The 24,861-nt window shown below is 64.5% G+C and carries 24 protein-coding genes and 1 pseudogene; 4 read left to right on the top strand and 21 right to left on the bottom strand.

What is annotated here, in order from left to right; all coding sequences use genetic code 11:
* Positions 1 to 65 precede the first annotated feature (65 nt).
* From P9273_RS07265 to P9273_RS07295, 7 genes are all read right to left on the bottom strand, one after another.
* On the bottom strand, positions 66 to 980 hold the full coding sequence (locus P9273_RS07265) for a sugar phosphate isomerase/epimerase family protein (RefSeq protein ID WP_040996014.1): 915 nt from the start codon (positions 978 to 980) through the stop codon (positions 66 to 68).
* Between the two features lie 35 nt (positions 981 to 1,015).
* Positions 1,016 to 2,104 carry a Gfo/Idh/MocA family protein gene (locus tag P9273_RS07270; protein ID WP_278048264.1) on the bottom strand — a complete coding sequence of 363 codons (1,089 nt, stop codon included), beginning with the start codon at positions 2,102 to 2,104 and terminating at the stop codon, positions 1,016 to 1,018.
* Positions 2,105 to 2,139: 35 nt separating this feature from the next.
* On the bottom strand, positions 2,140 to 3,210 hold the full coding sequence (locus P9273_RS07275) for an ABC transporter ATP-binding protein (protein ID WP_278048265.1): 1,071 nt from the start codon (positions 3,208 to 3,210) through the stop codon (positions 2,140 to 2,142).
* A gap of 199 nt (positions 3,211 to 3,409) precedes the next feature.
* Positions 3,410 to 4,498, bottom strand: coding sequence for an ABC transporter ATP-binding protein (locus P9273_RS07280; RefSeq protein WP_278048266.1), 1,089 nt, complete (start codon positions 4,496 to 4,498; stop codon positions 3,410 to 3,412).
* Positions 4,495 to 5,451, bottom strand: coding sequence for a carbohydrate ABC transporter permease (locus P9273_RS07285; RefSeq protein ID WP_278048267.1), 957 nt, complete (start codon positions 5,449 to 5,451; stop codon positions 4,495 to 4,497). The genes P9273_RS07280 and P9273_RS07285 overlap by 4 nt, the downstream gene beginning before the upstream one ends.
* On the bottom strand, positions 5,448 to 6,308 hold the full coding sequence (locus P9273_RS07290; protein ID WP_040984053.1) for a carbohydrate ABC transporter permease: 861 nt from the start codon (positions 6,306 to 6,308) through the stop codon (positions 5,448 to 5,450). The genes P9273_RS07285 and P9273_RS07290 overlap by 4 nt, the downstream gene beginning before the upstream one ends.
* A gap of 80 nt (positions 6,309 to 6,388) precedes the next feature.
* Positions 6,389 to 8,002, bottom strand: a complete 1,614-nt coding sequence (locus tag P9273_RS07295) for an extracellular solute-binding protein (RefSeq protein WP_278048268.1) — start codon at positions 8,000 to 8,002, stop codon at positions 6,389 to 6,391.
* Positions 8,003 to 8,355: 353 nt separating this feature from the next.
* Here P9273_RS07295 and P9273_RS07300 point away from each other — a divergent pair, with 353 nt between their 5' ends.
* The gene (locus P9273_RS07300) at positions 8,356 to 9,384 is read left to right on the top strand and encodes a LacI family DNA-binding transcriptional regulator (protein ID WP_278048269.1); all 1,029 of its coding nucleotides are present in this window, start codon (positions 8,356 to 8,358) and stop codon (positions 9,382 to 9,384) included.
* Between the two features lie 30 nt (positions 9,385 to 9,414).
* Here P9273_RS07300 and P9273_RS07305 read toward each other — a convergent pair whose 3' ends face one another.
* The 8 genes from P9273_RS07305 to P9273_RS07340 form a co-directional block, all read right to left on the bottom strand.
* Entirely contained in the window at positions 9,415 to 10,479 is a 1,065-nt protein-coding gene (locus tag P9273_RS07305) for an ABC transporter ATP-binding protein (RefSeq protein WP_278048270.1), read from the bottom strand.
* Positions 10,480 to 10,481: 2 nt separating this feature from the next.
* Positions 10,482 to 11,270: an ABC transporter permease gene (locus tag P9273_RS07310; protein WP_278048271.1), complete on the bottom strand. Its 789-nt coding sequence runs from the start codon at positions 11,268 to 11,270 to the stop codon at positions 10,482 to 10,484.
* Positions 11,270 to 12,139: an ABC transporter permease gene (locus P9273_RS07315; RefSeq protein ID WP_278048272.1), complete on the bottom strand. Its 870-nt coding sequence runs from the start codon at positions 12,137 to 12,139 to the stop codon at positions 11,270 to 11,272. The genes P9273_RS07310 and P9273_RS07315 overlap by 1 nt, the downstream gene beginning before the upstream one ends.
* A gap of 28 nt (positions 12,140 to 12,167) precedes the next feature.
* Positions 12,168 to 13,247, bottom strand: a complete 1,080-nt coding sequence (locus tag P9273_RS07320; RefSeq protein ID WP_278048273.1) for an ABC transporter substrate-binding protein — start codon at positions 13,245 to 13,247, stop codon at positions 12,168 to 12,170.
* Positions 13,248 to 13,286: 39 nt separating this feature from the next.
* Entirely contained in the window at positions 13,287 to 14,261 is a 975-nt protein-coding gene (locus P9273_RS07325) for a PfkB family carbohydrate kinase (RefSeq protein WP_278048274.1), read from the bottom strand.
* Positions 14,258 to 15,289, bottom strand: a complete 1,032-nt coding sequence (locus P9273_RS07330) for an ADP-ribosylglycohydrolase family protein (RefSeq protein WP_278048275.1) — start codon at positions 15,287 to 15,289, stop codon at positions 14,258 to 14,260. The genes P9273_RS07325 and P9273_RS07330 overlap by 4 nt, the downstream gene beginning before the upstream one ends.
* A gap of 2 nt (positions 15,290 to 15,291) precedes the next feature.
* Positions 15,292 to 16,017, bottom strand: coding sequence for a GntR family transcriptional regulator (locus tag P9273_RS07335; RefSeq protein WP_278048276.1), 726 nt, complete (start codon positions 16,015 to 16,017; stop codon positions 15,292 to 15,294).
* Positions 16,018 to 16,108: 91 nt separating this feature from the next.
* Complete coding sequence (locus tag P9273_RS07340) at positions 16,109 to 16,879, bottom strand: IclR family transcriptional regulator domain-containing protein (protein WP_278048277.1); 771 nt, start codon at positions 16,877 to 16,879, stop codon at positions 16,109 to 16,111.
* A 108-nt stretch (positions 16,880 to 16,987) separates the two neighbouring features.
* Here P9273_RS07340 and P9273_RS07345 point away from each other — a divergent pair, with 108 nt between their 5' ends.
* The 3 genes from P9273_RS07345 to pcaF are packed head-to-tail and all read left to right on the top strand — an operon-like array spanning position 16,988 to position 19,851.
* On the top strand, positions 16,988 to 17,845 hold the full coding sequence (locus P9273_RS07345; RefSeq protein ID WP_278048278.1) for a CoA transferase subunit A: 858 nt from the start codon (positions 16,988 to 16,990) through the stop codon (positions 17,843 to 17,845).
* A complete protein-coding gene (locus tag P9273_RS07350; protein ID WP_278048279.1) occupies positions 17,842 to 18,645 on the top strand; it encodes a CoA-transferase subunit beta in 804 nt (267 codons plus the stop codon). Before P9273_RS07345 ends, P9273_RS07350 begins: the two co-directional genes overlap by 4 nt.
* A complete protein-coding gene (pcaF, locus tag P9273_RS07355; RefSeq protein WP_278048280.1) occupies positions 18,646 to 19,851 on the top strand; it encodes a 3-oxoadipyl-CoA thiolase in 1,206 nt (401 codons plus the stop codon).
* A gap of 69 nt (positions 19,852 to 19,920) precedes the next feature.
* Here pcaF and P9273_RS07360 read toward each other — a convergent pair.
* From P9273_RS07360 to P9273_RS07385, 6 genes and pseudogenes are all read right to left on the bottom strand, one after another.
* Positions 19,921 to 20,204: pseudogene (locus P9273_RS07360) on the bottom strand (4-carboxymuconolactone decarboxylase); the annotation flags it as partial.
* Positions 20,197 to 21,009, bottom strand: coding sequence for a 3-oxoadipate enol-lactonase (gene pcaD / locus P9273_RS07365; RefSeq protein ID WP_278048281.1), 813 nt, complete (start codon positions 21,007 to 21,009; stop codon positions 20,197 to 20,199). The pseudogene P9273_RS07360 and the gene pcaD, both read right to left, overlap by 8 nt.
* Before the next feature lie 95 nt (positions 21,010 to 21,104).
* On the bottom strand, positions 21,105 to 21,959 hold the full coding sequence (locus P9273_RS07370) for a sugar phosphate isomerase/epimerase family protein (RefSeq protein ID WP_278048282.1): 855 nt from the start codon (positions 21,957 to 21,959) through the stop codon (positions 21,105 to 21,107).
* Position 21,960: 1 nt separating this feature from the next.
* Positions 21,961 to 22,737 (bottom strand): ATP-binding cassette domain-containing protein, encoded by a 777-nt coding sequence (locus P9273_RS07375; protein WP_278048283.1) that lies wholly within the window; start codon positions 22,735 to 22,737, stop codon positions 21,961 to 21,963.
* Positions 22,734 to 23,720, bottom strand: coding sequence for an ABC transporter permease (locus P9273_RS07380; protein WP_278048284.1), 987 nt, complete (start codon positions 23,718 to 23,720; stop codon positions 22,734 to 22,736). The genes P9273_RS07375 and P9273_RS07380 overlap by 4 nt, the downstream gene beginning before the upstream one ends.
* 122 nt (positions 23,721 to 23,842) lie before the next feature.
* Positions 23,843 to 24,832 (bottom strand): sugar ABC transporter substrate-binding protein, encoded by a 990-nt coding sequence (locus tag P9273_RS07385; protein ID WP_278048285.1) that lies wholly within the window; start codon positions 24,830 to 24,832, stop codon positions 23,843 to 23,845.
* Positions 24,833 to 24,861: the final 29 nt, after the last annotated feature.

Raw genomic sequence — 24,861 nt, forward strand, 5'->3', positions numbered from 1 at the left:
TCGTTTCCTCCACTTGTCTGGTGCAAGCCGCAGGCGCCGCCGCGAAGCGCGGCGCCTGCGCAATCTCAGAGGCCGTTCTCGCGGAACTTCCCGTCGAGGAACTTCTTGGCGCGCGGCACGTCGTCTTCCGACAGATGTTCGATGATCACCGGGATGTTCGGGTGCTTCTCGGCGAGCCGCTTCAAGTACAGGTCGTAGTTCAGCGAGCCGAGACCGGGGGCCGGCAGCTCGATCTCGCCGACACCGCGGAAGGTGTGGCTTTCCATCGCGTCGGCGTCGCCGATATCGGCATGCTTCTCCGACTTGTCGTCGCCCGAACGCTTCACGTCCTTGGCGTGGGCTATCTTGATCTTGTCGGTCAGCGTGTCGAAGACCTGGTTGAGGATCTGGTCCATGCGGTCGATGTTGTGGGTCTCGAAATAATTGGTCGGGTCCATCAGCAGGCCGAGGCCGGGATGGTCGACCTGCGCGAACATCTTCACCGTCTCCTCGACCGAACCGACGACGTTGTTGACATAGGTCTCGAGCAGGAACACCGCGCCGTGATCGTAAGCCGTCTGGGCAAGGTCGGCGATCACCTTGCGGCATTCCTCAAAACCTTCCTCGGTCTTGTTCTTCGGGTGATGCACCCAGTCGGACTCTGTGTTGTAGGTGCCGGTTTCCGAGATCACGTAAGGCGAGCCGAAATGGCGCGCATTGCGGATGATCTCCTTGAGATAGCCGACGCGCTTCTCGCGTTCCGCCTTGTCCGGATGGATGATGTTGGTGTAGCCCGACACGCAGCAGACCGGCAGGTTATGGTCGCGGAAGACATCCCGCACCCTCTTCGCCTTGTCCTTGGTGATCTGGCCCGCCGACAGGTCGATGTCCTTGAAGTGCAGGTCGAGCTGCACCGTGTTGAAACCGAGACCGCGGATCTTCTTTGCCGTCTCTTCGAGGCCGTACGGGAAATAGCCCGTGAAAATGCCTGCCTGCATCATGGTATGAGTTCCTCCTTGTAAGCGATTCAGTTGATTCAGTTTGTCGGGATCTCGGAGAGCTTGACCGTGCGGCCCGCGGCCATCGAGCGATAGCCTGCCTCGACCAGCGCCATGGTCTTGACGTTGTCGGCAACGGAAAGCGCCGGCGGCGTGCCCGTCTTCACGGCATGCTGCAGCTGCTCCATCACGCCGATGAAGGCATGCGGGAACCACATCGTCTCCCAACTCGGGGTCACCCATTCCCCGCCGGTCGTCTCGGCCGAAGCGTAGGTCAGCGTCGAGGCGGCACCCGTCGGCCAGCCGATCGTGCCCTTGGCGACGCCCTTGGTGCCGTCGACGCGCCAGTTGATATGCTGGTCGTCCTTATAACCCTCTTGCCGCGGGCCGGACCAAACGTCCTCCAGCGACACGGCAAGCACGCCCGACGGGAAGCGCAGCGTCGATACGGTGATGCCGTCGGAGTGATCGAACTGGGTGCGCGGGTCCTTTCGCGTCAGCGTCGTGATCTCGTCCGGATCGCCGAACAGGAAGCGCAGCACGTCGAGGTGATGCACGCTCATATTGGCGAGCGTCAGCCGGTCGTAGCCCTGAAGGAAGGTCTGCCAGTGCGGGATCGCATGCATGTCGATTTGCGCAAAGACGATGTCGCCGAGCGCGCCGCTGTCGATGATCTGCTTCAACACGCGCATCGACTGGTCGTAGCGCATGTTCTGGTTGACCGAGAGGATCTTGCCGGACTTCGCCGCCTCGTCGCGCAGCTTGACGGCCTCCTCGACCGACAGCGCCAGCGGCTTTTGCGCCAGGATCGCCTTGATGTGCTTCTGCTTCAGCGCATGGCGGATCAGCGCCGGCTGCTGGTCGGGCGGGAAGGCAAGATCGATGATCTCGACTTGTTCGTCCTCGATCAGATGTTCCGGCGTGTCGTGCACCGTCGGAATGCCCCAGCGGGTGGCGACCTTCTCGGCGTTCGCCTTGGTGCGCGAGGCGATCGCCACAACCGGAAAGCCTGCTTCCTTGTAGGCCGCCAGATGACACTCGGCCATGATCATACCGGCGCCGACGCAGCCTATCTTGTAGTCCCTGGTGCGAACCTTGACGTCCGGCTCGAAGCTTTTTTCTGCCATTTCTTCCTCCCGAAATTCTGTCGCCGCGGCGGCCGTCACAGCGCGCTTCCGTCCTGGCCGAAATAATGCACTCTGGCCGGCTCGCAGGATATCGCCACCATCGCATCCGGCCTGATGTCGGGCTGGCCGCGCAGCAGCGCCCTGAGCCGCGCCTGCCCGGCAGCGAGTGTCACCACGGTGTAGCCGCCGAGCGGCTCGACCTCGAACACCCGCGCCGGGCGGCCCGAGCCCCCTTCCGCCGTCTCGTTGTCCGTCCACGGCCGGACCTTGATGTCTTCCGGCCTGAGCCCGATCTCGATCGCCTCGGCCGGCGCTTTGTCGTCGGCGATGCGGATCGCGCCTTCCGCAGCCTCGATCCCGCTTGCGCCGCGCACCGACGGCAGGATGTTCATCATCGGCGAGCCGAGCATGCGCGCCACATAGGCGCTGGCCGGACGATCGTAGATTTCGGCCGGCGCGCCGATCTGCCTGATCCGGCCGTTCTCCAGGATCGCCATGCGGTCGGCGACCGACATCGCCTCCTCCTGGTCATGCGTGACATAGATCAGCGTCTTGCCGAGCTCGCGCTGGATGCGCTTCAGCTCGACGCGCGTTTCCTCGCGCAGCCTGGCATCGAGCGCCGAGATCGGATCGTCCATCAGATAGGCGGACGGGTCGCGCACCAGGGCGCGCGCGATCGCCACGCGCTGCCGCTCGCCGCCGGAAAGCTGCGCCGGCGGCTTGTGCAGGATATGGCCGATATGCAGCTTAGCTGCGACGTCGGTGAGGCGCTTTTCGATCTCGGCCTCGGCCACCTTCCGCTCGACCAGCGGGAAGCGGACATTGTCGCGCGCGCTCATATGCGGGAACAGCGCAAGGTTCTGGAACACCATGGCGACGTTGCGCTCGGCTGGCGAGACGCTGTTGACCGGCTTGCCGCCGATCAGGATCTCACCCTGATCTGGCATTTCCAGCCCAAGCACCAGCCGCAGGATCGTCGACTTGCCGGACAGCGGCGGCCCGAAGAAGCAGAAGAACTCGTTGTCGTTGACGGTAAAGGAAGCATCGTCAACGGCAAGCGTGGTGCCGTAGCGTTTGGTGACGTTGCGGAAAACGATATCGGCCATGGCTCAGCCCGCTCCGTTGGTTGCGAGCAAACTACCGGTCTTGGCGCCGCCCCTCATCCGCCTACCGGCACCTTCTCCCCGTATAGTGACGGGGAGAAGGAGGCTGGCCGCGACGCCGGCGACCCCCTCTCCCCGTCTTTCACGGGGAGAGGGTAAGGGTGAGGGGCAGCGCGGACCTGGGGATACTTGCATGAGCATCTCACCCCCCGACCTTGATGGCGCGACCCGTGCCCGCGTCGAAGACACGCACCGACGAGGCCGGCGGCGCCACGACCGCCGTCTGCCCGACCGACAGGCCGACATCGTTCTCGAACACCGCCTTGACCGCGCTCTCGCCTTCGCCCAGATGGACGATGGTGCGCGCGCCGATCCGCTCGACGAAGCTCACCGGCATCGAGAGCCCGCGCTCGGCAAGCGTCACCTGCTCCGGCCGGAAACCGTAAAGCACGTCGCCACGCACCGCGCGCACGGCCGAAGCCAGGTCATCCGACAAGGGCGGTGTGACGCCGAGCGGTCCCAGGTCGATCACCAGCCCGCGGTCGCTTTGCGCCGGTCTGCCCTTCAGCAGGTTCATGCCCGGCGCGCCGATGAAGCGCGCGACGAAGACATTGGCCGGGTTGTTGTAGACCTCGAGCGGCGTGCCGACCTGCTGCAGCACGCCGTGATCCATCACCGCGATGCGGTCGGCCATGGTCATGGCCTCGAGCTGGTCATGCGTGACATAGACCATGGTCTGCCTGAACTGCCGCTGCAGCTGCTTGAGCTCGGTGCGCATTACCGCGCGGAAGGCCGCGTCGACATTGGAGAGCGGCTCGTCGAGCAGGAAGATCGCCGGCTCCATGATCGCCGAGCGGCCGATCGCCACGCGCTGCAGGATGTTGACCGACAGCCTGTCGGCCTTGCGGTCGAGCAGCGGCGAAAGCTGCAGCATCTCGGCGATGGCGCCGACGCGGCGACCGATCTCGGCCTTGGCGGTGCCGCGCATCTTCGGACCGTAGGCGAGGTTCTGGCGCACCGTCATATGGGTGAAGATGGCATAGTTCTGGAAGACGAAACCGACGCCTCGCCGCCCCATCGGGACGCCTGCCATGTCGCGCTCGCCGAACAGGATCTTGCCGCTGGTCGGCTCTTCCATGCCGGCGATCATGTTCATCGTCGTCGATTTGCCGCAACCCGATGGTCCAAGCAGCGCCATGAACTCGCCATCGGCGATCTCGAGGTCCATCGTCTTCAGCGCGGCGAAGTCGCCGAACTTTTTGACCAGGTTTTGCAAGTGGATCGCGCTCATGCCGGCACCTCCCGGCTCTTCGCCATGCGCTTCATGGCGTAGACCGCGACGATCGAAAGCACGATCAGGATGGCGAGCGCGATGGCCGCCACATAGCCCCAGATCAGGTCCTGGGTGGTGACCTTGTAGATGTAGACGGAGATCGTCTCGGTGGCGACGCCCGGGCCGCCGCCGGTCATGATATAGAGCGTGTCGAAGATCTTGAAGTTCTCAATCACCCTTATCGCCAAGGCGATGATGATGATCGTCTTCATCTTCGGCAGCACGATGGTGGTGAAGCGCTGCCAGGCATTGGCGCCGAGCAATGTGGCCGCTTTCATTTGATCCTCCGGTACACCGACCAGGCCGGCGAGCAGGATGAGGAACATCAGCGGCGTCCACTGCCAGATGTCGGCGATCATCACCGCGATCAGCGCCAGGTTCGGATCGGAAAGCCAGGCGATCGTCACCGGCGTGCCGACGATGCGCGACAGGATGTCGTTCACCGGGCCGCCTGACTGGAACAGCATGAAGAACATGTAGCCGGCGACCGCTGGCACGACCATCATCGGCATCAGCAGGATCGAATAGAAGATGCGCTTGCCGGGAAAGTCGTCGGCGAACAGCGTCGCCAGCGCCAGGCCGAGCAGGAATTCCGCCGGCACGCAGACCAGCATGACGATCGCGGTGCGCTGCAAGGCGCTCCAGAAGCGCGTATCGGCCGCGAGGTCGGTATAGTTGGCGAAGCTGTTCCACATCTCCCAGGCGTTCCACCAGCCGACGCCCGAAAGCGGCGACCAGTCGGTGACGCTGATGTAGAGCTGCATCAGAAGCGGAAAGGCCGAGATGAACAGCACCAGGATCTGCGCCGGCAAGGTCAGACGGAAGCCCAGCCGCGCACCCTCGTCAGGCGCGACGGACTTCGTCCGCGCGTCCATCTTGTCCTCCAAAATCGTCGCCGTCAGCGCGCTCATTGCTTGAGCGCTCCGAAGGTTAGCCCGCGCACCAGATGGCGCTGGATGGCGATGCCCATGATCACCGGCGGCACCGCCGCGATCAGGCCGAGCGCGGCCTTGGCGCCGTAGAGCTGTCCGGTCATCGAGGACGACAGCGACGCCATGTAGACGGGAATCGTCACCCATTCGCGCGTCGTGAGCAGCAGCGCAATGAGATAATCCGACCAGTTGAGGATGAAGACGAAGAGCGCGGCGCTCGCCAGCGGCGCGCGCATCATCGGCAGCGTGATGCGGGTGAAGACGCGCAGCCGCGAGCAGCCCTCCACGAGCGCCGCCTCCTCGATCTCGCGCGGCATGTCGTCGAAGAAGGTCTTCATCAGCCAGAAGGCGAAGGGCAGCGTGACGATGCCGTAGATCAGCGCCAGCCCCCACCATGTGTCGTTGAGGTTGAGGAACGCCCACATGATCATCACCGGGATCATCACCGCCATCGGCGGAAACAGCCTGAGCTGGATCAGCGCCAGCGGCAGGTTCTGGCCGGAGCCGAAGCGTGACAGGCCATAGGCGGCGGCGGTGCCCGCCGACATGGCGATCACGGTCCCGAACACCGCCGACAAGAGCGACGACAGGATCGGCTTCACCGCCGTGTGGTCGAGCGCGACGATCAGGTCGTTGGTGGAATGGCCGAACACGAATTGGAAATTGGCAAGCGTCGGCTGCTTCGGCCACCAGGTCAGGTCGGCGCCGGTCGCCGACCATTCGCCGATCGGCTTGAAGGCCATCGACACCATCCACAGGATCGGCACCAGCGTCACCGCCATCGCCGCGAGGATCGCGGCGTAGCGGAATATCTCGAAGGGAACGGAACGCTTCATCTGGCTGCTTTGCTGGTGGCGTTAGGAAGGAGGGGAAGAGCTGACGCCCCTCCCCTCCGGTTCTGATCCAGGGAGGCGGATCAGCTGATTGGATCGAGAACCGTGGGCCAGGCCTCCTTGTTGGTCTTGATGGCTTCGAGGAGCTTGTCCTCGCCGATGCGCCGCGCGATTTTCTTCCATTCGCGTTCGGTGTCGGCCATTGCCTGCTCCGGCGTCTTGGCCTTGGTCAGCGAGGCCACGAGGTTCTCGTCAAGCGCGTTGTGGAAGGCCGTGGCGCCCGGATAGTTGATGGTCGGCACCGTGCGCGCCACCGTCTCGCGCACCACATCCATGTGGTAGGCGTGATAGGTCTGGCGCACGAGCGGATCGGAGAAGTCCGAGAGCCGGAACGGATCGAGATAGCCGCCGGGATTGGCGCTCATCCAGGCATAGATGCGGGCAGAGCCCAGCCACTGTAGGAGAAGGTAGGCGGCCTCCGGATTCTTCGATTGCGACGAGACCATGCCGGTCAGCGAGAACCACAGAACCGAACGGCTGATCAGCTTGCCGTCGATCTCGCGTCCCGGCGGCAGCATCGATCCGATCTTGCCGGTGACGGCCGAATCCTTGTTGCCGGCATTGTCGAGGAATTTCGGCAGGTTGGAGAAGGCGCAGGTCATCGCAGCACCTCCCTTGGCAAAGTTGCCATACTGCTCCGGCCAGCCCCACGAGATCGCGTCCGGCGAATGGTGCGCCAGCGACTCCACATATTCCTTCGTCGCCGCGATGCCCTGCTCGGAATTGATCAGCGGCTTGCCGTCGTCGCCGAACAGGAACTGGTTGGGCGAGGCCATCGAGACATAGCGCTGGTACCAGTTGGTGTAGCCCCAGCCCTGGTTGCGCAGATCGGTCGACCCGAACAGGCCCTTGTCCGGCCGCTGGAAGAAGGCCGCGACGTCGCTGTGCTGCTTCCAGGTCTTCGGCGGGGCAAGGTCGTAGCCATATTTGTCCTTGAAGGCCTTCTGCTCGGCGGCGTCGCCGAACAGGTCGGCGCGGTAGACCCAGGTCTGGAAGTCGCCGTCGAGCGACACGCCATAGGTCGAGCCGCGATACTGGTTGAGCAGCGACACGCCCTTGGCGCCGTTGACGTAGCCCTGCTTCGGGTCGTCCCATTCCGGCTTGTGCTTGGCGACGAAGTCGTCGAGCTTGGCGATGCCGCCGGTTTCGGCGAGATCGCCGAGGCGGTTCCATTCCGTCGAATAGATGTCGTAGGCCCCACCCTTGGTGGAGATATCCTGCATCGTCTTGGTGAATTCCTGGCCGTTCGGCAGGCCGACGATCTCGATCTGGATGCCGGTTTCCTTCTCCCACAGATCCTTGATCGACGGCGCGCCGGCCGGGAAAGGCTTGGTCAGCTGTCCGATCGAGCCGTCGGACAGGCCGAGCACGATTTTCGCCGGCGCCTTGCCGGCCGCCTTCAGCGCCTTGGCCGCCTCGACCGCGCGCCCTTCCGGCGTGTCGGGCCCGTACTGATAGCGCTCCGCGCCGTCGAAGCCGGTCGGGCCGCCGATCATGCCCGGCGCTAGCGCGTCCGCCGCGAAGGCGCGGCCAAGACGAATAAACTGCGGTGCAATACCGGTCGCGGCGACGAACACCGCGGCCTTTCCTCCGGACGCCAAAAGGCGGCGCCGCGACATGCGGATCATTTGAGACATCGAATTCCTCCCTCGGGGCCTGTTCCTCCATGGCCCGCGTGAGGGATATTGACGACAGCACATGAAGCCTGTCAACATCATAAATACTCAAAACACGTCATAAATTCGCAAATGAGGGAGAAAATGCAGTCCGCCGAACCCATCATATCGCTCCCATTGCTTGGATTTGAGGGGCTTTCGCCGCGATCCAACCAGCTTGGCCGGACCTTCGCCGCCTTATGTACCGCGCCGGCTTGCGCGCAAGCCAAGGGCGGTTACATCATTTCACATCAGAATCGCGGTTGCGGCTGAGCGTTTTCCGCGGAAATGAGTGGAAGCTGCGTGATTCTGATGCTTGCGATGAGGTGCTCGACGTGCGGTCAACCCTGACAGACATAGCCCGGGAAGCCGGCGTTTCTCCTGCCACGGTCGACCGTGTGCTGAACAACCGCCCGGGGGTGCGGGCACGCACGCGCGAGATCGTCATCCAGATGGCGCAGCGCCTGGGCTACATCGCCGAAACGCCGAACGGAAGTCAGCAGCGCGCCGTGCCGGGGCAGACGATAAGGCTCGACTTCGCGCTGCCGGCCGGCACCAACTCCTTCATCAAGCTCTTGCACCGGCACATCGAGGCGCAGGCGTTGACGCGGCCCGATCTCGACGTCCGCGTCACCACCATCGAAGGCTTCAACCCCGACCGGCTCGCCCGCCTGCTGCAGGATCTGCACGGCCAGACGCAAGGTGTCGGCGTCATCGCGCTTGACCACCCGACGGTGCGCGAGGCGATCCGCTCGCTGTCGGCCAGCGACATCAAGGTCGTCACCATCGCCTCCGACATCCTGCATGTGCCGAGGGTCGCCTATATCGGCATCGACAACCGCGCCGCAGGGCGGCTCGCCGGCTATCTGCTCAACCGCTTCATGGGCGCCGGCCGTCCGGGCAAGGTGGCGTTGTTCGCCGGCTCGCTCGCCTATCGCGGCCATGAGGAACGCGAGATGGGTTTTCGCCATATCGTCGCCGAGGAATCTCCCAACCTCGAAATCGTCGAGATGCGCGAAATGCTCGACGACCGCGAAAAGGCCTATTCGGAAGCCTCCGCTTTGCTCGAGCGCCATCCGGATCTTGCCGCGATCTACAATGTCGGCGCCGGCAATACCGGCATCGCCCGCGCGCTGAAGGAGCGCGGACGCGCGAAGGAGATCCTCTTCCTCGGCCATGAAGTGACAGACGGCACGAAGGAGCTTTTGCTCGACGGCACGCTCGACGCGGTGATCGATCAGAATCCGCGCGTCGAGGCCAGGGAGGCGCTCAACATCCTGTCGCATTCGGTCAGGGGATTGCCCTACGAGCTCCATCAGCCACGGTTGCAGGTCATCTTCCGCGAAAGCATCCCGGAGATTTGAATCGTCTCGGCCTGGCTTCGAGCAGCAGTCTCAGGCCGCGATCAGCACAGTGCTGTCCGGCGACCAGCTGAGCACCACGGGCTGACCTTCGGCCAGCCTCTCGGCCCCGGTGTTCTGGACGATCACCTTCAGCGTCTGGCCGTCGCGCTCGACGAAATAGGTGCTGTTGTTGCCGGCGAAGATGCGCTTCGAGACCCACCCTGCGAGCACGTTCGCATTGCCGGCACCGGCAGTCGCAGCGCCGGTCGAGATCCGGATGCGCTCCGGCCGCACGGCACAGCTCGCCTTGGCGCCGGCCGGCACCGATGCGCCTGTCGAAGCGGCGATCGTCGTGCCGTCCGACAGCTTGATCCCGGAGCCGGTCGCGTCGCCGCGAAAGATATTGGCGTCGCCGAGGAAGGTCGCGGCGAATTCGCTTTGCGGCCTGTCGTAAATCTCTTCCGGCGGCCCTTCCTGCACCAGCCGGCCGTCGCGCAATATGCCGATGCGGTCGCTCATCGTCAGCGCCTCTTCCTGGTCATGCGTGACGAAGATCGTGGTGATGCCGATCTCGCGCTGGATGCGCTTCAGCTCGATCTGCATGTCAACGCGCAGCGCCTTGTCGAGCGCGCCGAGCGGTTCGTCGAGAAGCAGTACGCGCGGCTTGGTGACGATGGCGCGCGCCAGCGCCACGCGCTGGCGCTGGCCGCCCGAGAGCTGGTGCGGCTTTCGCCCGCCGAGCTTGCCGAGCTGCACGAGGTCGAGCGCGCGCTGCACTTCTGTGGCGATCGCCGCCTTCGGCTCGCCGCGTACCGAAAGGCCGAAAGCGACATTGTCGGCGACGCTCATGTTGGGAAACAGCGCATAGTTCTGGAACACCATGCCGATGCGCCGCTTTTCGACCGGCACGCGCTCGACGCTTTCGCCGCCGATGGCGATGCGGCCCGAATCCGGAAAGTCGAAGCCGGCGATCTGCCTCAGCAACGTCGTCTTGCCGCTGCCGGATGGCCCGAGCAGCGCGTAGAAGCCGCCGTCCGGAAAATCGATCGAGACATCGTCCAGCGCCTTGTGCGCACCGAAGCTGCGGGAGACGTTCGCTACCTGGACGCCGGCCATTATTATTTCTCTCCGCCGAATTTGAAGAAGCGCGCCGTGAGCAGCATCAGCGCCATCGACACGACAATGATGATGGTCGAGACCGCGTTGATCTCCGGGGTAAAACCCTTGCGGATCGCGGCATAGATTTCGACCGGCAGCGTCGTCTGGCCGGGCGTCGACAGGAAGTACGAGACCACGAACTGGTCGAACGACACGGCGAAGGCGAACAGCCCGCCGGCGATCACGCCCGGCATGATCCAGGGCAGCGTCACGCGCATGGTCACCTGCCACTGGTTGGCGCCGAGCGAGCGGGCCGCCTCCTCCAGCTCCGGCGCGAAGGTCTGCAGCCGCGCCGAGACGACGACGATCACGTAGGGCAGCGCCAGCGCGACATGGCCGAGCAGGATTGCCACCAGCCCGCGGCCGATGCCGACTCCGAAGAAGAAGATCAGCATCGCGGTGCCGGTGATCAGCCATGGAATGGCGATCGGCGGAAAGAGCAGCGCCTGCAGGATTTTTTTGCCGCGGAACTCGTAGCGGTAGAGTGCCAGCGACGCCATCGATCCAAGCACGGTCGAGATCAAAGTGGTGATGATTGCGATCTCGATGCTGTTCCAGGTCGCCGCGATCAGTTGGTCGTTCTGCCAGAGCGAAGCGTACCAGTCCGTCGTCCACTCGAACGGCAATTGGTAGAAGGGCGAGGCGTTGAAGGACATCGCCGCCATGATGATGATCGGCAGATAGAGGAAGGCGAGCAGCAGCACGATGTAGAATCGCCCGAGCCCTTCGAGGATGCGCGTCGTCGCCATCAGCCGGCTCTCCGCAGGACCGGCGCGGCTAAAGCCAGGATGATCAGCACGACCGCGAGCAGGATGAAGGAGAGCGCGGCGCCCAGCGGCCAGTTGAAGACGGCGACGAACTGGTCCTCGATGACGGTGCCGTAGAAGGTGCCGGTGCGGCCGCCGAGGATGCGCGGCTCCATGAAGGAGCCGACCACCGGCACGAAGATCAGCGCCGCTCCGGCGATCAGGCCCGGCATCGAAAGCGGGATGATCACCCGCCACAGCACCTGCCGCCGCGACGCGCCAAGCGATCGTCCCGCCTCGATCAGCGAGTCGTCGATCGCCTGCAGCGTGAGGTAGCAGGTCAGCACCATGTAGGGCACGTAGGAGTGCACCAGGCCGATGATGACGGCGGGATAGGAATACATGAGATCGATGTTGATCTTGAACGGCAGCACCGCGTTGAGTGCAGTATCGAGGATGCCGCCCTCGCGCAGCACCATCGCCCAGGAGAAGATGCGCACCAGCCCGTTCGACCAGAAGGGCAGGATGACGAGCAGGAAGATCGCCTCGCGACTGCGCCCTTTGAGCACCTTGGCCAGCACATAAGCCGCCGGGTAGCCGATGACGACGCACCACAGCGTCACCTCGAGGCCGAGCCGCAGCGATGCAATCAGCAGCGTCGAATAGAGGCTTTGCGAGAAGAAAGCCGCGTAATTGCCGAGCGTGAACGACCACTCCTTTCCGGCCAGCGGCAGGTCGGTCATGAACGAAAAGAAGGCCATGGCCGACAGCGGTAGGAAGATCGCCACCGTCAGCCACAGATAGGCGGGAAGGAGAAGCGGCAGGGCCGGCCTCAGTCCGCGGCGCGAACCGATCGCAAGCTGGTCAGCCATTTGCCCTCTCCTCCCCGAAGCAGCCTGACTACTTCACATTGACCTTCAGTTCCTGCCACAGCGCCAGATACTTCTCGCGCTGCTCGTCGGTGATCGGTGCCTGGAACTGGATGCGCTTGGCGACATCCGGGCTGCCCATGACCTTGCGGTTGAAGGCGTCCTCGGGCAGCGCCTCGACCGCCTTGGTATTGGCCGAGACCGGCGCACCGACCTTGGTGACCCATTCGACATAGAATTTCGGGTCGATCATGTAGTTGATGAAGGCCTCGGCGCCCGCGACGTTCTTCGAGCCGACCGGGATCGAGAACGCGTCGAGCCAGGCGACGGCGCCTTCCTGCGGGATGACCAGCGAGACCGGCAGCTTGAAATGCGTCTTGGCGCGGTCGGCCGAGCCGCTCCAATAGGTGCCGATGTCGATCTGGTTGGAGGCGACCATTTGGTTCCAGTCGTTCTCCGAGCTCCAGAAGGTCTTGATCTGCGGCATCAGCGAGGTGAGCTTCGCCTTGACCGCATCCATATCCTTGATGTCGTTGATGTTCTGCCCCGACGCGATCGCGCCGAATTGCACCGCCTCGACGGCGTCGTCACGGATGATGACGCGGCCCTTATGCTTCGGATCCCACATCTCCGCGATGCTCGTCGGCGGCTTGTCGAAACTCTTGTCGTTGATGGCCAGAGCCGTCAGGCCCCACACCCACGGCACGCCATAGACCTTGCCGTCATGGTTGAGCATCGGCGAGCCCGCCTTATCCTTGGCAACGTCGGCGTAGTTGGAGAGCTTCGAGACGTCGATCGGCTGGATCAGCTTGCCGGCCATCGCCTGATCGTTGAAGGCGGCGTTGATCATGACGACGTCGTACAGGCCGGGATTGGTGCGGATCTTGGTCAGCATCTCCTGCTCGGAGTTGAAGAAGTCGTTGACCACCTTGTAGCCGGTCGCCTTCTCGAAATTGGCGACCGCCCACGGCTCGTCGGCGCCATACCCTTTCCAGTTGAGCACATGCACCTCCTCGGCGGCTTGCGCTGCCAAGGGGAATGCACAAGCCGTGAAGGCTGAGACGAAGACGGCGGTCGCCGTAAGCAATGCAGTCAGTCTGGGCATGCGCATGGTATTTTCCTCTCATTGTTCGCCCGGTTGACGAGCTTGTTAAGTTGCAGTCGCTTCGGCCCGGCCAAGCGCGGTCGTCGCTTCGCCGCGCTGGGTCAGGAATTCCTGGATTTCCGTGTCGGTCGGCGCCGAAGACCCGCCATGGCGGGTCACCGAAAGCGCGGCGGCCGCATTGGCGTAGCGTGCCGCCTCGCAAGGGGACATGCCGCGCGAAAGGCCACTGACGAAAGCGCCGATATGCGTGTCGCCGGCCCCGTTGGTGTCAACGGCTTCCACCTTGAAGCCCGGCACCGCACGGGTGCCGCCATCGGCCATGCGCACTAGGCAGCCATGCGCGCCGGCGCGGATGACGACGCCTTCGGCTTTGGGGCAATGGTCGGCGAGCAACCGGATGGCGACGGTCTGGGCATCGCCGGCGCCGGCAATCTCGGCGGCCTCGTCAGTGTTGCAGCTCAGCCAGGTCGTACGCGCCAGAACCCTGTCCAGGATCGGCCGCGGAATGTCGGCGATCACCGGCGTCGGATCGAACACGAAAGGAATGCCGGCCGGCAGCGCCTCGATCCAATCCGCGAGCGCATCGCGGCTGCCGGGATAGCTCAGCGTATAGCCCGAGGCGAAAACCCAATCGCCTTGAACGACTTGAACCGGCTTCATCATGGCGAACGTGAGCCGGCTCTCGGCGCCCGGCCAGGAGACGAAGGTGCGCTCGGCGTCGCCGCTGATCATGGCGACGCAATTGCCGCTGTCCATCGAGGGCGACGGCGGCGTCAGCGTTTCGATGCCTTCGGCGGCGAAAGCGGCGCGCAGGAAGTCTCCGTCCGGCCCGGTGCCCAACTGGCCGCCGAACACCACCTTCATGCCGGTGCGGCTTGCCGCGACCATCATGTTGAAACCGCCGCCGGCGACGCGGGCGTAGCTCGTCGCGGTCTTTTCCGTGCCGGCCGCGGGCAGGGCGTCGATGCGGTAGACATAGTCGACCACCGCGCTGCCGACGTGGACGAGCCGTCCGCTCATGCGGCATCCTCCTTGCCAGGGCTGGCCTTGCGGCTGCGTGCGGCGACCAGATCCTCAGCCAGCGCGCGAACCTGCGCGATCTCGATGCCACGAAGTTGGGCGATGCGATCCTGCGGCAGCTTCGACAGCCCGGCGCAGGCGCCGGCCATGCCGGCGGCAATCGCCCCTATCGTGTCCGTGTCGCCGCCGAGATTGGCGGCGATGACGGCGGCCCGCCACGCGTCGCCTTGCGCGACCTCCAGCACCGCGAAGGCCGCTGGCACCGATTCCTGGCTGGCGACGCCGGTGCCGACCAGGTCGACGATCAGTTTGATGGCTTCCTTCTCCGCCTTGCCGCGAACGAGCCCCTGCGCCCAGAGGATGCGCTGGGCAATGTCGCCACCAGTAACCCAATGACCGAGCGTGCCACCAAGCTTTGCGGCTGCGACCGCATGGCTCGAAGCGGCGCGCCAGTCGCCGCCCGAAACGCCAAGGCTGACAGCGGCCGCGACCGCCGCAGCCGAGGCAATGGCGATCGAGGTGTTGTGCGTGGCCCGGCAGGTTTCCGCGACTTTGGCGACCAGCGCCTCGAGCGGCTCCGGCGGCATCATGATGCCGACCGGCGCGACCCGCATCGCAGCGCCGTTGGTGTCTCCGCCGCGTCCAGCCTCCTCGGCCGGCACGCCCTTGTTGATGGCGTCGATGGCGCGCTTGGTCGATGGTCCGAGCAGGTCATAGCTGCCGCGCGCCTTGACGTCGCGCTCCCAGTCGAGCAGCGCGTTGACCCAGCGCGCGTGGTCGAAGCGGTCGCCGGACTCGACGAGGATGCGGCCAAGCAACAGCGCCTGCTCGGTGTCGTCGGTGATTGTGCCGGCGGGCAGCCCTTTCGACACTGGGTGATCGGCTGAGGGCGCGACGAAATCCTCGACATGACCATAGAGCGCGGCGATGCGGGCGGGCGACAGAAGCTGAGTCGGCATGCCCAGCGCGTCCCCCAACGCCCCACCGACCAGCGCGCCCATGGCCCTATCGATCGCTTCCTCCGCCATGCTCAGAACTCCAGATGCAGCGCGAAATGCGTCGGGTTGAGCAGGCTGGTGACGAATTCGATGGCGCGCCCATCGGCGGCGCGCGTCAGGCGGCGGGTGCGCAAGAAAGGCGTGCCGGGCGCGCAAGCGAGGATCGCCGCATCGGCCGCGCTCAGCATCTCGATGTCGACCCACTCCTCGCCGTGGTCGGGAACGAGCCCCGCCCCGCGCAGCGTCTGATGCAGCGAGCCTTCACGCAAGCCGCGCAGCGGCACCTCTTCCAGCTCGGGCGACAAGGGCAAGCGGCTGCGCTCGATCGAAATGGCGTGGCCATCATCGGCGTTGGTGCGGGCGCGATCGACGGCGATGAAGGACGGGCTCTCGACCCCGAGCCTGGCCGCCAGCTCCGCGTCCTCGATGATCTCGAGCCGCAACGTGCGCGTCTCGGCATTGGCGCCGGCATTGGCCAGCGCGCGCGACCAGCCGATCGCATCGTCGACCGGCATGCCGTCGAAGGTGACAAAGGAGCCGATGCCGACCTTGGTGGTGATCAGGCCCCGGCTCGACAGTTCCTCCAGCCCCTTGCGGACCGTGTTGCGGCTGACGGAGAAGCGCTGGACAAGCTCGTTTTCGCTCTGCAGGCGGTCGCCGAAGCCGAGCAGGCCTGAGCGTATCTCATGCTCCAGAACCGTCGCGATCTGCTCGGGCTTGCCCGTGCCGGGTGAGAGCTGCATCGCGCGACGGGCCATATCGATACCTGTTCAATGAACCTGTATAATCCTGTTCAGTAATGTATCTGAAAGGAAGCGTCAACGGCTTGCGGTCCGACGCTCCGTTGGGTCAAACGAAGAAAAACTCCTCGATGCGCTGCTTGGCTTGCCGCAGCACCGGCAATATTTCGCGCTCCATCGCCTCGAGCGAGAAACGCGCCGACTGCGTGGAGACGTTGATGGCGGCAACGGTTCGGCCGGCGCGATCGATTATAGGCACCGCGATCGAGCGCAGGCCGAGCTCCAGTTCCTCGTCGACGATGGCGAAACCATCGGCCCTTGCCTTGTCGATGGCCTTGCCGAGCGCGGCGCGGCCGGTGATCGTCTTCGGCGTTCGCCGCTCGATGGATGCTTCCGCCAGGTAGGCCTTCAAGTCATCCACCGACAGACCGGAAAGCAGCACCCGCCCCATCGACGTGCAATAGGCCGGCAGCCTGGTGCCGACATCGAGCGCGACGCTTAAGATTCGTCGGCCGGGAATACGCGCGACATAGACAACGTCCTTGCCCGACAGCACCGCCGCATTGCAGGCTTCGTCGAATTTGCCGGCCACCTCGCGCATGATCGGCGCGGCAAAAGTCCAGAGCGAAGCGCCGCCGAGCCAGGTCCGCGCGACGGTCAAAAGGCGCGGCGACAGCGAAAACAGCCGGCCGGACTGCGACGCGTAGCCCGTGGCGACCAATGTCAGCAAGAACCGGCGAGCGCCCGCGCGGGTGAGATCCGCCTCCTCGGCCATCTCGGTCAACGTCATGCCGGCCGGATGGCGCGCGAGAATCTCCATCACCGCCAGGCCGCGTTCCAGCGAGCCGATGTGATCGCGTGAAATGGCTTCTTCTTCCACGAGCACCTCCAGACCTGCGTTGACTCAATGCGGAGCTTGGAGTTAGAAGTATCTCATTTAAAACAAATGTTCGCAATACGAACTTTTTTCATCGACGGAGCCTTTGAGATGGTCAAGTTCCTGCCGCTGAAAGAAGCGGTCGCGGAAAACCTGCATGACGGCGACACGGTCGCTTTCGAGGGTTTCACCCATCTCATCCCGACCGCCGCCGCGCATGAGGCGATCCGCCAGGGCTTTCGCGACCTGACCCTGATCCGCATGACGCCCGACCTGATCTACGACCAGATGATCGGCATGGGCATGGCCAGGAAGATCATCTTCTCCTACCTCGGCAACCCGGGCGTTGGCCTGTTGCGACGCGCTCGCGACGCCATAGAGAACGGTTTTCCCCGCGCCATCGAGGTCGAGGAGCACAGCCACGCCGGCATGGCCAACGCCTACGAGGCGGGCGCCGCGGGCCTACCCTGCGCGGTGTTCCGCGGCTATCGCGGCGCCGGGCTCGCCGCGGTCAATCCCAACATCAAGTCGGTCACTTGCCCCTTCACCGGCGAGGTGCTGACCGCCGTCCCGGCGATCCGGCCGGACGTCACTTTCATCCACGCGCAGAAGGCGGACCGGAAGGGCAATGTGCTGGTCGAAGGCATCATCGGCATCCAGAAGGAGGCGGTGCTGGCGGCGAAGCGGGCGGTGGTGACGGTCGAGGAAGTGGTCGACAATTTCGACGACCTCCACCCCAACCTCACCGTGCTGCCGAATTGGACGATCGCGGCGATTTCCGTCGTTCCGGGCGGATCGCATCCCTCCTACACGCATGGCTATTACGAACGCGACAACGCCGCCTATCTGGAATGGGACGAGATCGCCGCCGACCGCGACCGCTTCCAGGCCTGGATCCGGAAGAACGTCATCGAGAGCGACGCGGACGACTTTGCCGGCCGCGTCGAGCATCTGAGGAAAGCCGCATGAGCGACGCCAACGATATGGGCTTCACTCCCAACGAGATGATGACGATTGCCGCCAGTCGCGCCTTGAAAAGCGACGATGTCTGCTTCGTCGGCATCGGCGCGCCGTCGGCCGCCTGCAACGTCGCGCGGCTGACCCATGCGCCCGATATCACGCTGATCTATGAGAGCGGCACCATCGGCACGGCGCCCGATGTCCTGCCGCTGTCGATAGGCGACGGCGAATTGTGCGAGACGGCGGTCACCACCGTCGCGGTGCCGGAGATGTTCCGCTACTGGCTGCAGGGCGGCCGCATCTCGATCGGCTTCCTGGGTGCCGCCCAGCTCGACAAATTCGGCAACATCAACACCACCGTCATCGGCGACTATGCGCATCCCAAGACCCGGCTGCCTGGCGGCGGCGGCGCACCGGAGATCGCCACCTCGTCGAGGCAGGTCTACATCACCATGGCGCAGTCGAAGCGCGGCATGGTCGAGAAGATCGACTTCTTCACCTCCTTCGGCCATGGCGAGGGCGGCGACCACCGCAAGCGGCTCGGCATCGACACCGCCGGCCCGACGCTTTTGATCACCGATCTCGCCATCTGGAGACCGGACCCGGCGACCAAGGAGTTCACCGTGGTGTCGCTGCATCCCGGCGTCACGCGCGCGCAGGTGCAGGAGACTTGTGGCTGGGTCGTAAAATTCGCCGAGGCCCTTGACGAGACACCGGCGCCGACGGAACTCGAGCTGAAGACATTGCGCGACCTGCAGGCCCGCACCCAGGCGGCGCATCAACGAACCGCCAAAGGGAAAGCTGCCTAGATGACAGAAGCCTTCATCTGCGATTACATCCGCACGCCCATCGGCCGTTTCGGCGGCTCGTTGTCCTCCGTGCGCGCCGATGATCTCGCGGCCGTCCCGCTCAAAGCGTTGGTCGAGCGCAACGTCGGCGTCGACTGGTCGGCTGTCGACGACGTCATCTATGGCTGCGCCAATCAGGCGGGCGAGGACAACCGCAATGTCGCGCGCATGGCGCTGCTGCTTGCCGGCTTGCCCCAGGACATTCCGGGTTCGACCATCAATCGCTTGTGCGGTTCCGGCATGGATGCCATCACCATCGCCGCGCGCGCCGTCAAGGCCGGCGAGGCCGAGCTGATGATCGCCGGCGGCGTGGAATCGATGAGCCGCGCGCCCTTCGTCATGCCGAAGGCGGACACCGCCTTCTCGCGCAATGCCGAAATCTACGACACCACCATCGGCTGGCGCTTCGTCAACCCGCTGATGAAGAAGCAATATGGCGTCGATTCCATGCCGGAGACCGGCGAGAACGTGGCCGAGGATTTTGCCGTCAGCAGAGCCGATCAGGACACCTTCGCCGTGCGCAGCCAGGACAAGGCAATGGCCGCACAGGCCAATGGCCGCCTGGCGAAGGAAATCACGCCGGTGACCATCCCGCAGCGGAAAGGCGACGCGATCGTCGTGTCGAAGGACGAACATCCCCGAGCAGGCACCACCATCGAAGCGCTGGCCAAGTTGCCGGCGCCGTTCCGCCAGGGCGGCACCGTCACGGCCGGCAATGCCTCCGGCGTCAATGACGGCGCAGCCGCACTCATCATCGCGTCGGAAGCCGCGGCGAAGAAGCACGGCCTGACGCCCATCGCCCGCATCCTCGGGGGTGCCGTCGCCGGTGTGGCGCCGCGCATCATGGGCATTGGCCCGGCGCCGGCCACCAAGAAGCTTTGCGCGCGTCTGGGCCTGACGCCCGACCGGTTCGATGTGGTTGAGCTCAATGAAGCCTTTGCCTCCCAGGGCATTGCCGTTCTGCGTGAGCTCGGCATTGCCGAAGACGCTGCGCACGTCAATCCAAACGGTGGTGCGATCGCGCTCGGTCATCCGCTCGGCATGTCGGGTGCGCGCATCACCGGCACGGCGGCGATCGAGCTGCGCGAGCGCGGCGGCAAGCTAGCCTTGGCCACCATGTGCATAGGCGTCGGCCAAGGCATCGCGATAGCGCTCGAACGCGTTTGAAATGATAGAGGCACGCTAGCGTGTGCCGAGAACGTGTGCATCAATGACCTTGGCTTTCGACCTGCGCGGGCAGATGTCGTCCCGCGTGGCGCTCGTATGGGCGGTGGCGCGCATTGCCACTTCCTCGTCATGGGCGACCGCGACAAGCAGCGCCAGCGTCACGATCGAGCGCTCGCGCTTCGAGCAGCCGGGCCGCGCCCATACGGTTCCCCATGCCGCCCCGATGATCAGTTGCTGGAACGCCGGTCGAAATCGGTCGCGGCATCCTCGGCACGGTCGACACGGCGGCTGCCGAGCACTGAGCGGCGGACATCGAGACCGGTCCGGTAGCGGTTTTTCGTGACATCATCCATGAGCAGGCTTTCCCTCGGGCAACGACGCGACGAAATCGCGGATCAGGCTGACGAGCGCGTCGGGTTGCTCGATGCACGGGATGTGCGCGGCATTGCGGATCACCTCAAAGCGCGCGCCGGGGATCAGCTCGGCCAGCGAGCGGACCAGATCCGGCGGCGTCGAACCGTCCTGGTCGCCGACGACACACAGCGTCGGCACCGCGATGCGCCGGGCGCTGTCGGTGAAATCGGCATCGCGCACCGCAATGCAGGTGCCGATGTAATCCGGCAGCGCCTGCCGGGTGAGCATGTTGCGGCAGCCGGCCAGATCCTCCGCGCGCCTGGCATGGAACTCCGGTGTGAACCACACTTTCATGATGCCGTCGGCAATTGCCTCGATGCCGTCGCGCTCGACGGTCGCGATACGCGCCTTCCAGCTCTCGGCCGTGCCGATCTTATGGGCGGTGTCGCTGAGGATGAGCGCCTCGACGAGCTCCGGCCGGCGTGCATAGAGCTGCTGCGCGACCATGCCGCCGACCGACAGGCCGTAGAGCACCACCTTGTCGAAACCGAAATGATCGATGAGGCCGCTCAGATCGTCGGCGTGGTCGTCGATCGAGCGCACGCCGCTGCCGATATCCGACAGCCCATGGCCGCGCTTGTCATAGACCAGCATCGGCATTTCACCGGTGAGCCGCGCGACGACGTCGTCCCAGATGCGGAAATCGGTGCCCAGCGAATTGATGAAGATAATCGGACGCGACGTGCCGGTCGCCTCGATATGGCGATGATGCAGCGTGACGCCGCCTATGCTGACGAATGGCACGATTTCAATCCTCCAAAGCCACATTGCAAGAGCAATTTGGTTCGGTAAATCCAAACCGTCCAGGGTTGCTTCGGCCGCTCCCTCGGAGTGTGATGCTACCCGAGCGTCAGCCCCGCCTTCCTCGCCTCCTCGCGCAGGAACGGCAGTCCGACTTCGATGACGTCGCGCGGATCTTCCGCCACCGGCCGCCATACGGCGAGACCCCCGGCGATATCGACATCGACATGGTTCATGCTTTCGAGCGTGATCGCGCCCTCATAGCCGATCTCGGCGATCGCCTTCATGCAGGCCGCCCAGTTGAGCATGCCGCGCCCTGGCACGCCGCGATTGGCTTCCGACACATGCACGTAGCCGAGATAGGGCGCCGCCGCCTCGAAACCGGAAGCAAAACTCTCTTCCTCGATATGCATGTGGTAGGTGTCGAGATGGATGAAGATGTTCTCGGCGCCGACCCGCTCGATGATCCGCGCCGCGTCGATGCCGCGGTTGATCAGATGCGTCTCGTAGCGGTTGCAGGGCTCGATGCCGAGCTTGAGGCTGCGCGACTTCGCCGACTTCGCTGCACGTTCGAGAAAGCGGCACATGCCGTCGATCTCGCGCTGCGTCGGCGCGCGGCCGGTGGTCTTGCCGATCGTCCCGTAGGTGACGCCGCCCAGCGCTTCGGCGCCGACCTCGTTGCAGACCGTGAAGGCCGGCTGCAGGAAGTCGAGCGCCTCGTCCGGCCGCTCGACCACGTCAAGCGCTCGCGGCAGGCCGAGCGAGGGGATAAGCTCAACGCCATAGTGATTGGCGAAGCCGCGCGTGCGCTTGGTGTCGATCTCCTCGGGTCTGAGCAGCGGGATCTCCATCAGGCCGATGCCGAGCTCCTTCAGCCGATCCATCTGCGGCTCGATGCGGGCGAGGTCCCAGACCGGCGCGATGGCAAAAGTGTGCAGTCCAAAGGTGTTCATGTCAGCCTCGTTGCTCATGCGCCGCCGCTGCGGCCGTATCGCCGCCGCCGACGATGCGGCTGACGACTTCGTTCATGTTGGTGTTGACGGTGACGAGATCGGCATCCGCCCGGCCGTGGCGCAGCACCACGATACGGTCGGTGACCGACAAAACGTCGTTCAGCCGATGCGAGATCAGGATGACGGCAATGCCTTCCGATTTCAGCCGCCGGATGAGGTCGAGCACGCTCTGCACCTCGCGCACGGCCAGCGCCGCCGTCGGCTCGTCCATGATGACGAGTTTTGGATTGAAGGTGAGCGCGCGCGCGATCGCCACGGTCTGCTGCTGGCCGCCGGAGAAGGACCCGACCGAGCGATTGATGGACGGCAGATGCGCGCCGAGCCGCTCGATCATCCTGGCGGCCTGGCGGTCCATCTCGCCTTTGTCGACGAAGCCGGGGAACAGGCCGAGCAATCGCTTCGTCGGTTCGCGTCCCAAGAAGATGTTCGACGCCACGTCCTGCTGCTTGGCCAGTGAGAGGTCCTGGTAGATCATCTCGATGCCGAGGCGCCGCCGTTGGCCGGGATCCAGCGCGAGGATGTCCTTGCCATCGAATTCGATCGAGCCGGTGTCGGCCCGGTAGATGCCGGTAATGGTCTTCATCAGCGTCGACTTGCCGGCGCCATTGTCGCCGACCAGGCCGACCACCTCGCCAGCCGCGACTGAAAGGTCGACGCCATGCAAAACATCGACCGCGCCGAAACTCTTGCGGATGCCGCGAAGCGAAAGCAGGGTCATACGCGTGACTCCTTCCGCACCTGGTACTGGTCGATGAAGACGGCGAGGATCAGCACCGCACCGATCGCCATCTGCTGGTAGTAGGATTGCACGGCAAGCAGCGTCAGCCCGTTCTGCAGCACGCCCATGATCAGCGCGCCGATCATCGTGCCAAGGATCGAGGCGCGGCCGCCGAACAGGTTGGTGCCGCCGATGATCGCCGCCGTGATGGCGGTGAGCTCATAATTGATGCCGGCCGTCGGATCGCCGGCATTCACCCGGGCGGTGAAGAGCAGCCCGGCAAGGCCGGCCAGCGCGCCCGACAGCGTGTAGATGATGCGGCGATGATGCTCGACACGGATGCCGGCCGCGCGGGCGGCACCTTCACTATCGCCCAGCGCCAGCGTGTGGCGGCCGAAGCGCGTATAGGCGAGCACCGCATGCGCGACAATCGCGGTGACCACGAAGATGATCACCGGCATCGGGATGCCGAAGGGCCTGCCCTGCCCGATATAGACGATCTCGGGCGGTAGGCCATAAATCGCCCTGCCCTTCGAGATGACCAGCGCCAGACCGCGCGCAAGGCCCAGCATGCCGAGCGTAACGATGAAGGCCGGCACGAAGGCGCGGGTGACCAATTGTCCGTTGATGTAGCCGGCGATCCCGCCGGCCAGGATGCAAGCGATCACAGCCAGCACCGACGGCCATCCGAGATTGAGGGCGACGAAGGCGCCGGCCACGCCGGCAAGGCCCATGACCGAACCCAGCGAAAGGTCGAGCCCGCCCGAACCGATGACGAAGGTGGCGGCGATCGCGAGCACACCGATCGTCGAGGTAGCGAGAAGGATGTTGAGGAAATTGCTGAGCGACAGAAAGAAAGGCGACAAAAGTGCCATCGCCGTGCTCAGCGCCAGAAGCACCACCAGCGACTCCAGCCTGATGTGGAGCCTTTCGACGGATGCGCGCTGCACCCGAGCCCAGAAGCCGGGCTGTTCAGAAGCCATGTCTTTGCACCTTTAAGAGCGAGCAGTAAGGTAGTAGGCAGTAGGGCTTAGGCAGTAGGGAAAGGATGATAGCGGTGCGAGCTGCTTACTTCCCTACTGCCTACTGCCTACTGCCTATTCCCTCACTTCACATATTGCAGCATCGGCTCCTTGCCGGCGTCGAGCACGTCCTTGGTCAGCACCAACGTGGGCACGGCAATGCTTTCCGGAACCTTCTCGCCGCCGAGCGCCTTCTTGACGTTCTCCACCGCCTGCTTGCCGACCAGATAGGGAAGCTGCGCGACAGAGGCGTTGAGGCGGCCTTCCTTGATCGATTTCACCGCATCAATATTGCCGTCGACGCCGATGATCGTCACCTGGGAACCCTTGCCCGCCGCATAGACCGATTCCACGGCGCCGAGCGCCATGCCGTCATTGGCGCAGAAGATGGCGACGAGATCGGGATGGGCGGTGAGCGTGTCGGTGGCGATCGAGGCCGCCTTGCCGCGATCCCAGTCGCCAGGCAGCGAGGCAACGACCTCAAGTCCGGGCGCGAGTTCCTTCAGCTTGTCGGCGAAGCCCTTGGCTCGCTTCTCGCCGGTAATGTTGCCGGAGAGGCCTTCGATCACCAGCACCGGACCCTTGGCGTCCTTGCCGAGCTTGGAGACGAGATATTCAGCCCCTTGCGCGCCGGCGGCGACATTGTCGGAACCGATATGGAAGGTGACCTTGACGCCTTCCTTGTCGAGCACAGCCTGATCGAGATTGTTGTCGAGGTCGACGATCTTGATGCCGGCGTCCTGCGCCGATTTCAGGCAGGGCAAGAGATTGGTCGAGTTGATGGCGGCGGTGATCATCGCCACCGGCTTGCGCTCCAGCATCGTATTGCAGAGATTGAGCTGCGGCTCGGCCGCCTGGTCGCTCTCAGCCGCCTGCTGGAAATATTTCACGCCTGCTTCCTTGGCGCCGTCGGCGACACCCTGTGCCATCGCGCCCCAGAACGGGTTGGCCAAAGTCTTCATCAACACGCCGTATTCGCCGTCCTCGGCTTTAGCCACGCCGACCGTGGCGCACGCAAGCGCCACGCCCATGGCAAGCGCAAATCGATTCATCTTTGGGAAAAGCGATGTCATTCCATCCTCCATTTGTTGTTTGCGCCGGA

Origin of the sequence: Mesorhizobium sp. WSM4935 (genome assembly GCF_029625735.1) — a bacterium.
Classification (GTDB): domain Bacteria; phylum Pseudomonadota; class Alphaproteobacteria; order Rhizobiales; family Rhizobiaceae; genus Mesorhizobium.

What these genes read in the sequence shown, in the direction of transcription:
- P9273_RS07380 (WP_278048284.1), bottom strand. Translation starts at nt 23,720, where the DNA reads ATGGCTTCTGAACAGCCCGGCTTCTGGGCTCGGGTGCAGCGCGCATCC.
- P9273_RS07375 (WP_278048283.1), bottom strand. Translation starts at nt 22,737, where the DNA reads ATGACCCTGCTTTCGCTTCGCGGCATCCGCAAGAGTTTCGGCGCGGTC.
- P9273_RS07310 (WP_278048271.1), bottom strand. Translation starts at nt 11,270, where the DNA reads ATGGCGACGACGCGCATCCTCGAAGGGCTCGGGCGATTCTACATCGTG.
- P9273_RS07320 (WP_278048273.1), bottom strand. Translation starts at nt 13,247, where the DNA reads ATGCGCATGCCCAGACTGACTGCATTGCTTACGGCGACCGCCGTCTTC.
- P9273_RS07335 (WP_278048276.1), bottom strand. Translation starts at nt 16,017, where the DNA reads ATGGCCCGTCGCGCGATGCAGCTCTCACCCGGCACGGGCAAGCCCGAG.
- P9273_RS07290 (WP_040984053.1), bottom strand. Translation starts at nt 6,308, where the DNA reads ATGAAGCGTTCCGTTCCCTTCGAGATATTCCGCTACGCCGCGATCCTC.
- P9273_RS07285 (WP_278048267.1), bottom strand. Translation starts at nt 5,451, where the DNA reads ATGAGCGCGCTGACGGCGACGATTTTGGAGGACAAGATGGACGCGCGG.
- P9273_RS07280 (WP_278048266.1), bottom strand. Translation starts at nt 4,498, where the DNA reads ATGAGCGCGATCCACTTGCAAAACCTGGTCAAAAAGTTCGGCGACTTC.
- P9273_RS07350 (WP_278048279.1), top strand. Translation starts at nt 17,842, where the DNA reads ATGAGCGACGCCAACGATATGGGCTTCACTCCCAACGAGATGATGACG.
- P9273_RS07295 (WP_278048268.1), bottom strand. Translation starts at nt 8,002, where the DNA reads ATGTCTCAAATGATCCGCATGTCGCGGCGCCGCCTTTTGGCGTCCGGA.
- P9273_RS07330 (WP_278048275.1), bottom strand. Translation starts at nt 15,289, where the DNA reads ATGGCGGAGGAAGCGATCGATAGGGCCATGGGCGCGCTGGTCGGTGGG.
- P9273_RS07370 (WP_278048282.1), bottom strand. Translation starts at nt 21,959, where the DNA reads ATGAACACCTTTGGACTGCACACTTTTGCCATCGCGCCGGTCTGGGAC.
- P9273_RS07265 (WP_040996014.1), bottom strand. Translation starts at nt 980, where the DNA reads ATGATGCAGGCAGGCATTTTCACGGGCTATTTCCCGTACGGCCTCGAA.
- P9273_RS07270 (WP_278048264.1), bottom strand. Translation starts at nt 2,104, where the DNA reads ATGGCAGAAAAAAGCTTCGAGCCGGACGTCAAGGTTCGCACCAGGGAC.
- P9273_RS07385 (WP_278048285.1), bottom strand. Translation starts at nt 24,832, where the DNA reads ATGACATCGCTTTTCCCAAAGATGAATCGATTTGCGCTTGCCATGGGC.
- P9273_RS07315 (WP_278048272.1), bottom strand. Translation starts at nt 12,139, where the DNA reads ATGGCTGACCAGCTTGCGATCGGTTCGCGCCGCGGACTGAGGCCGGCC.
- P9273_RS07345 (WP_278048278.1), top strand. Translation starts at nt 16,988, where the DNA reads ATGGTCAAGTTCCTGCCGCTGAAAGAAGCGGTCGCGGAAAACCTGCAT.
- P9273_RS07305 (WP_278048270.1), bottom strand. Translation starts at nt 10,479, where the DNA reads ATGGCCGGCGTCCAGGTAGCGAACGTCTCCCGCAGCTTCGGTGCGCAC.
- pcaF (WP_278048280.1), top strand. Translation starts at nt 18,646, where the DNA reads ATGACAGAAGCCTTCATCTGCGATTACATCCGCACGCCCATCGGCCGT.
- P9273_RS07325 (WP_278048274.1), bottom strand. Translation starts at nt 14,261, where the DNA reads ATGAGCGGACGGCTCGTCCACGTCGGCAGCGCGGTGGTCGACTATGTC.
- P9273_RS07275 (WP_278048265.1), bottom strand. Translation starts at nt 3,210, where the DNA reads ATGGCCGATATCGTTTTCCGCAACGTCACCAAACGCTACGGCACCACG.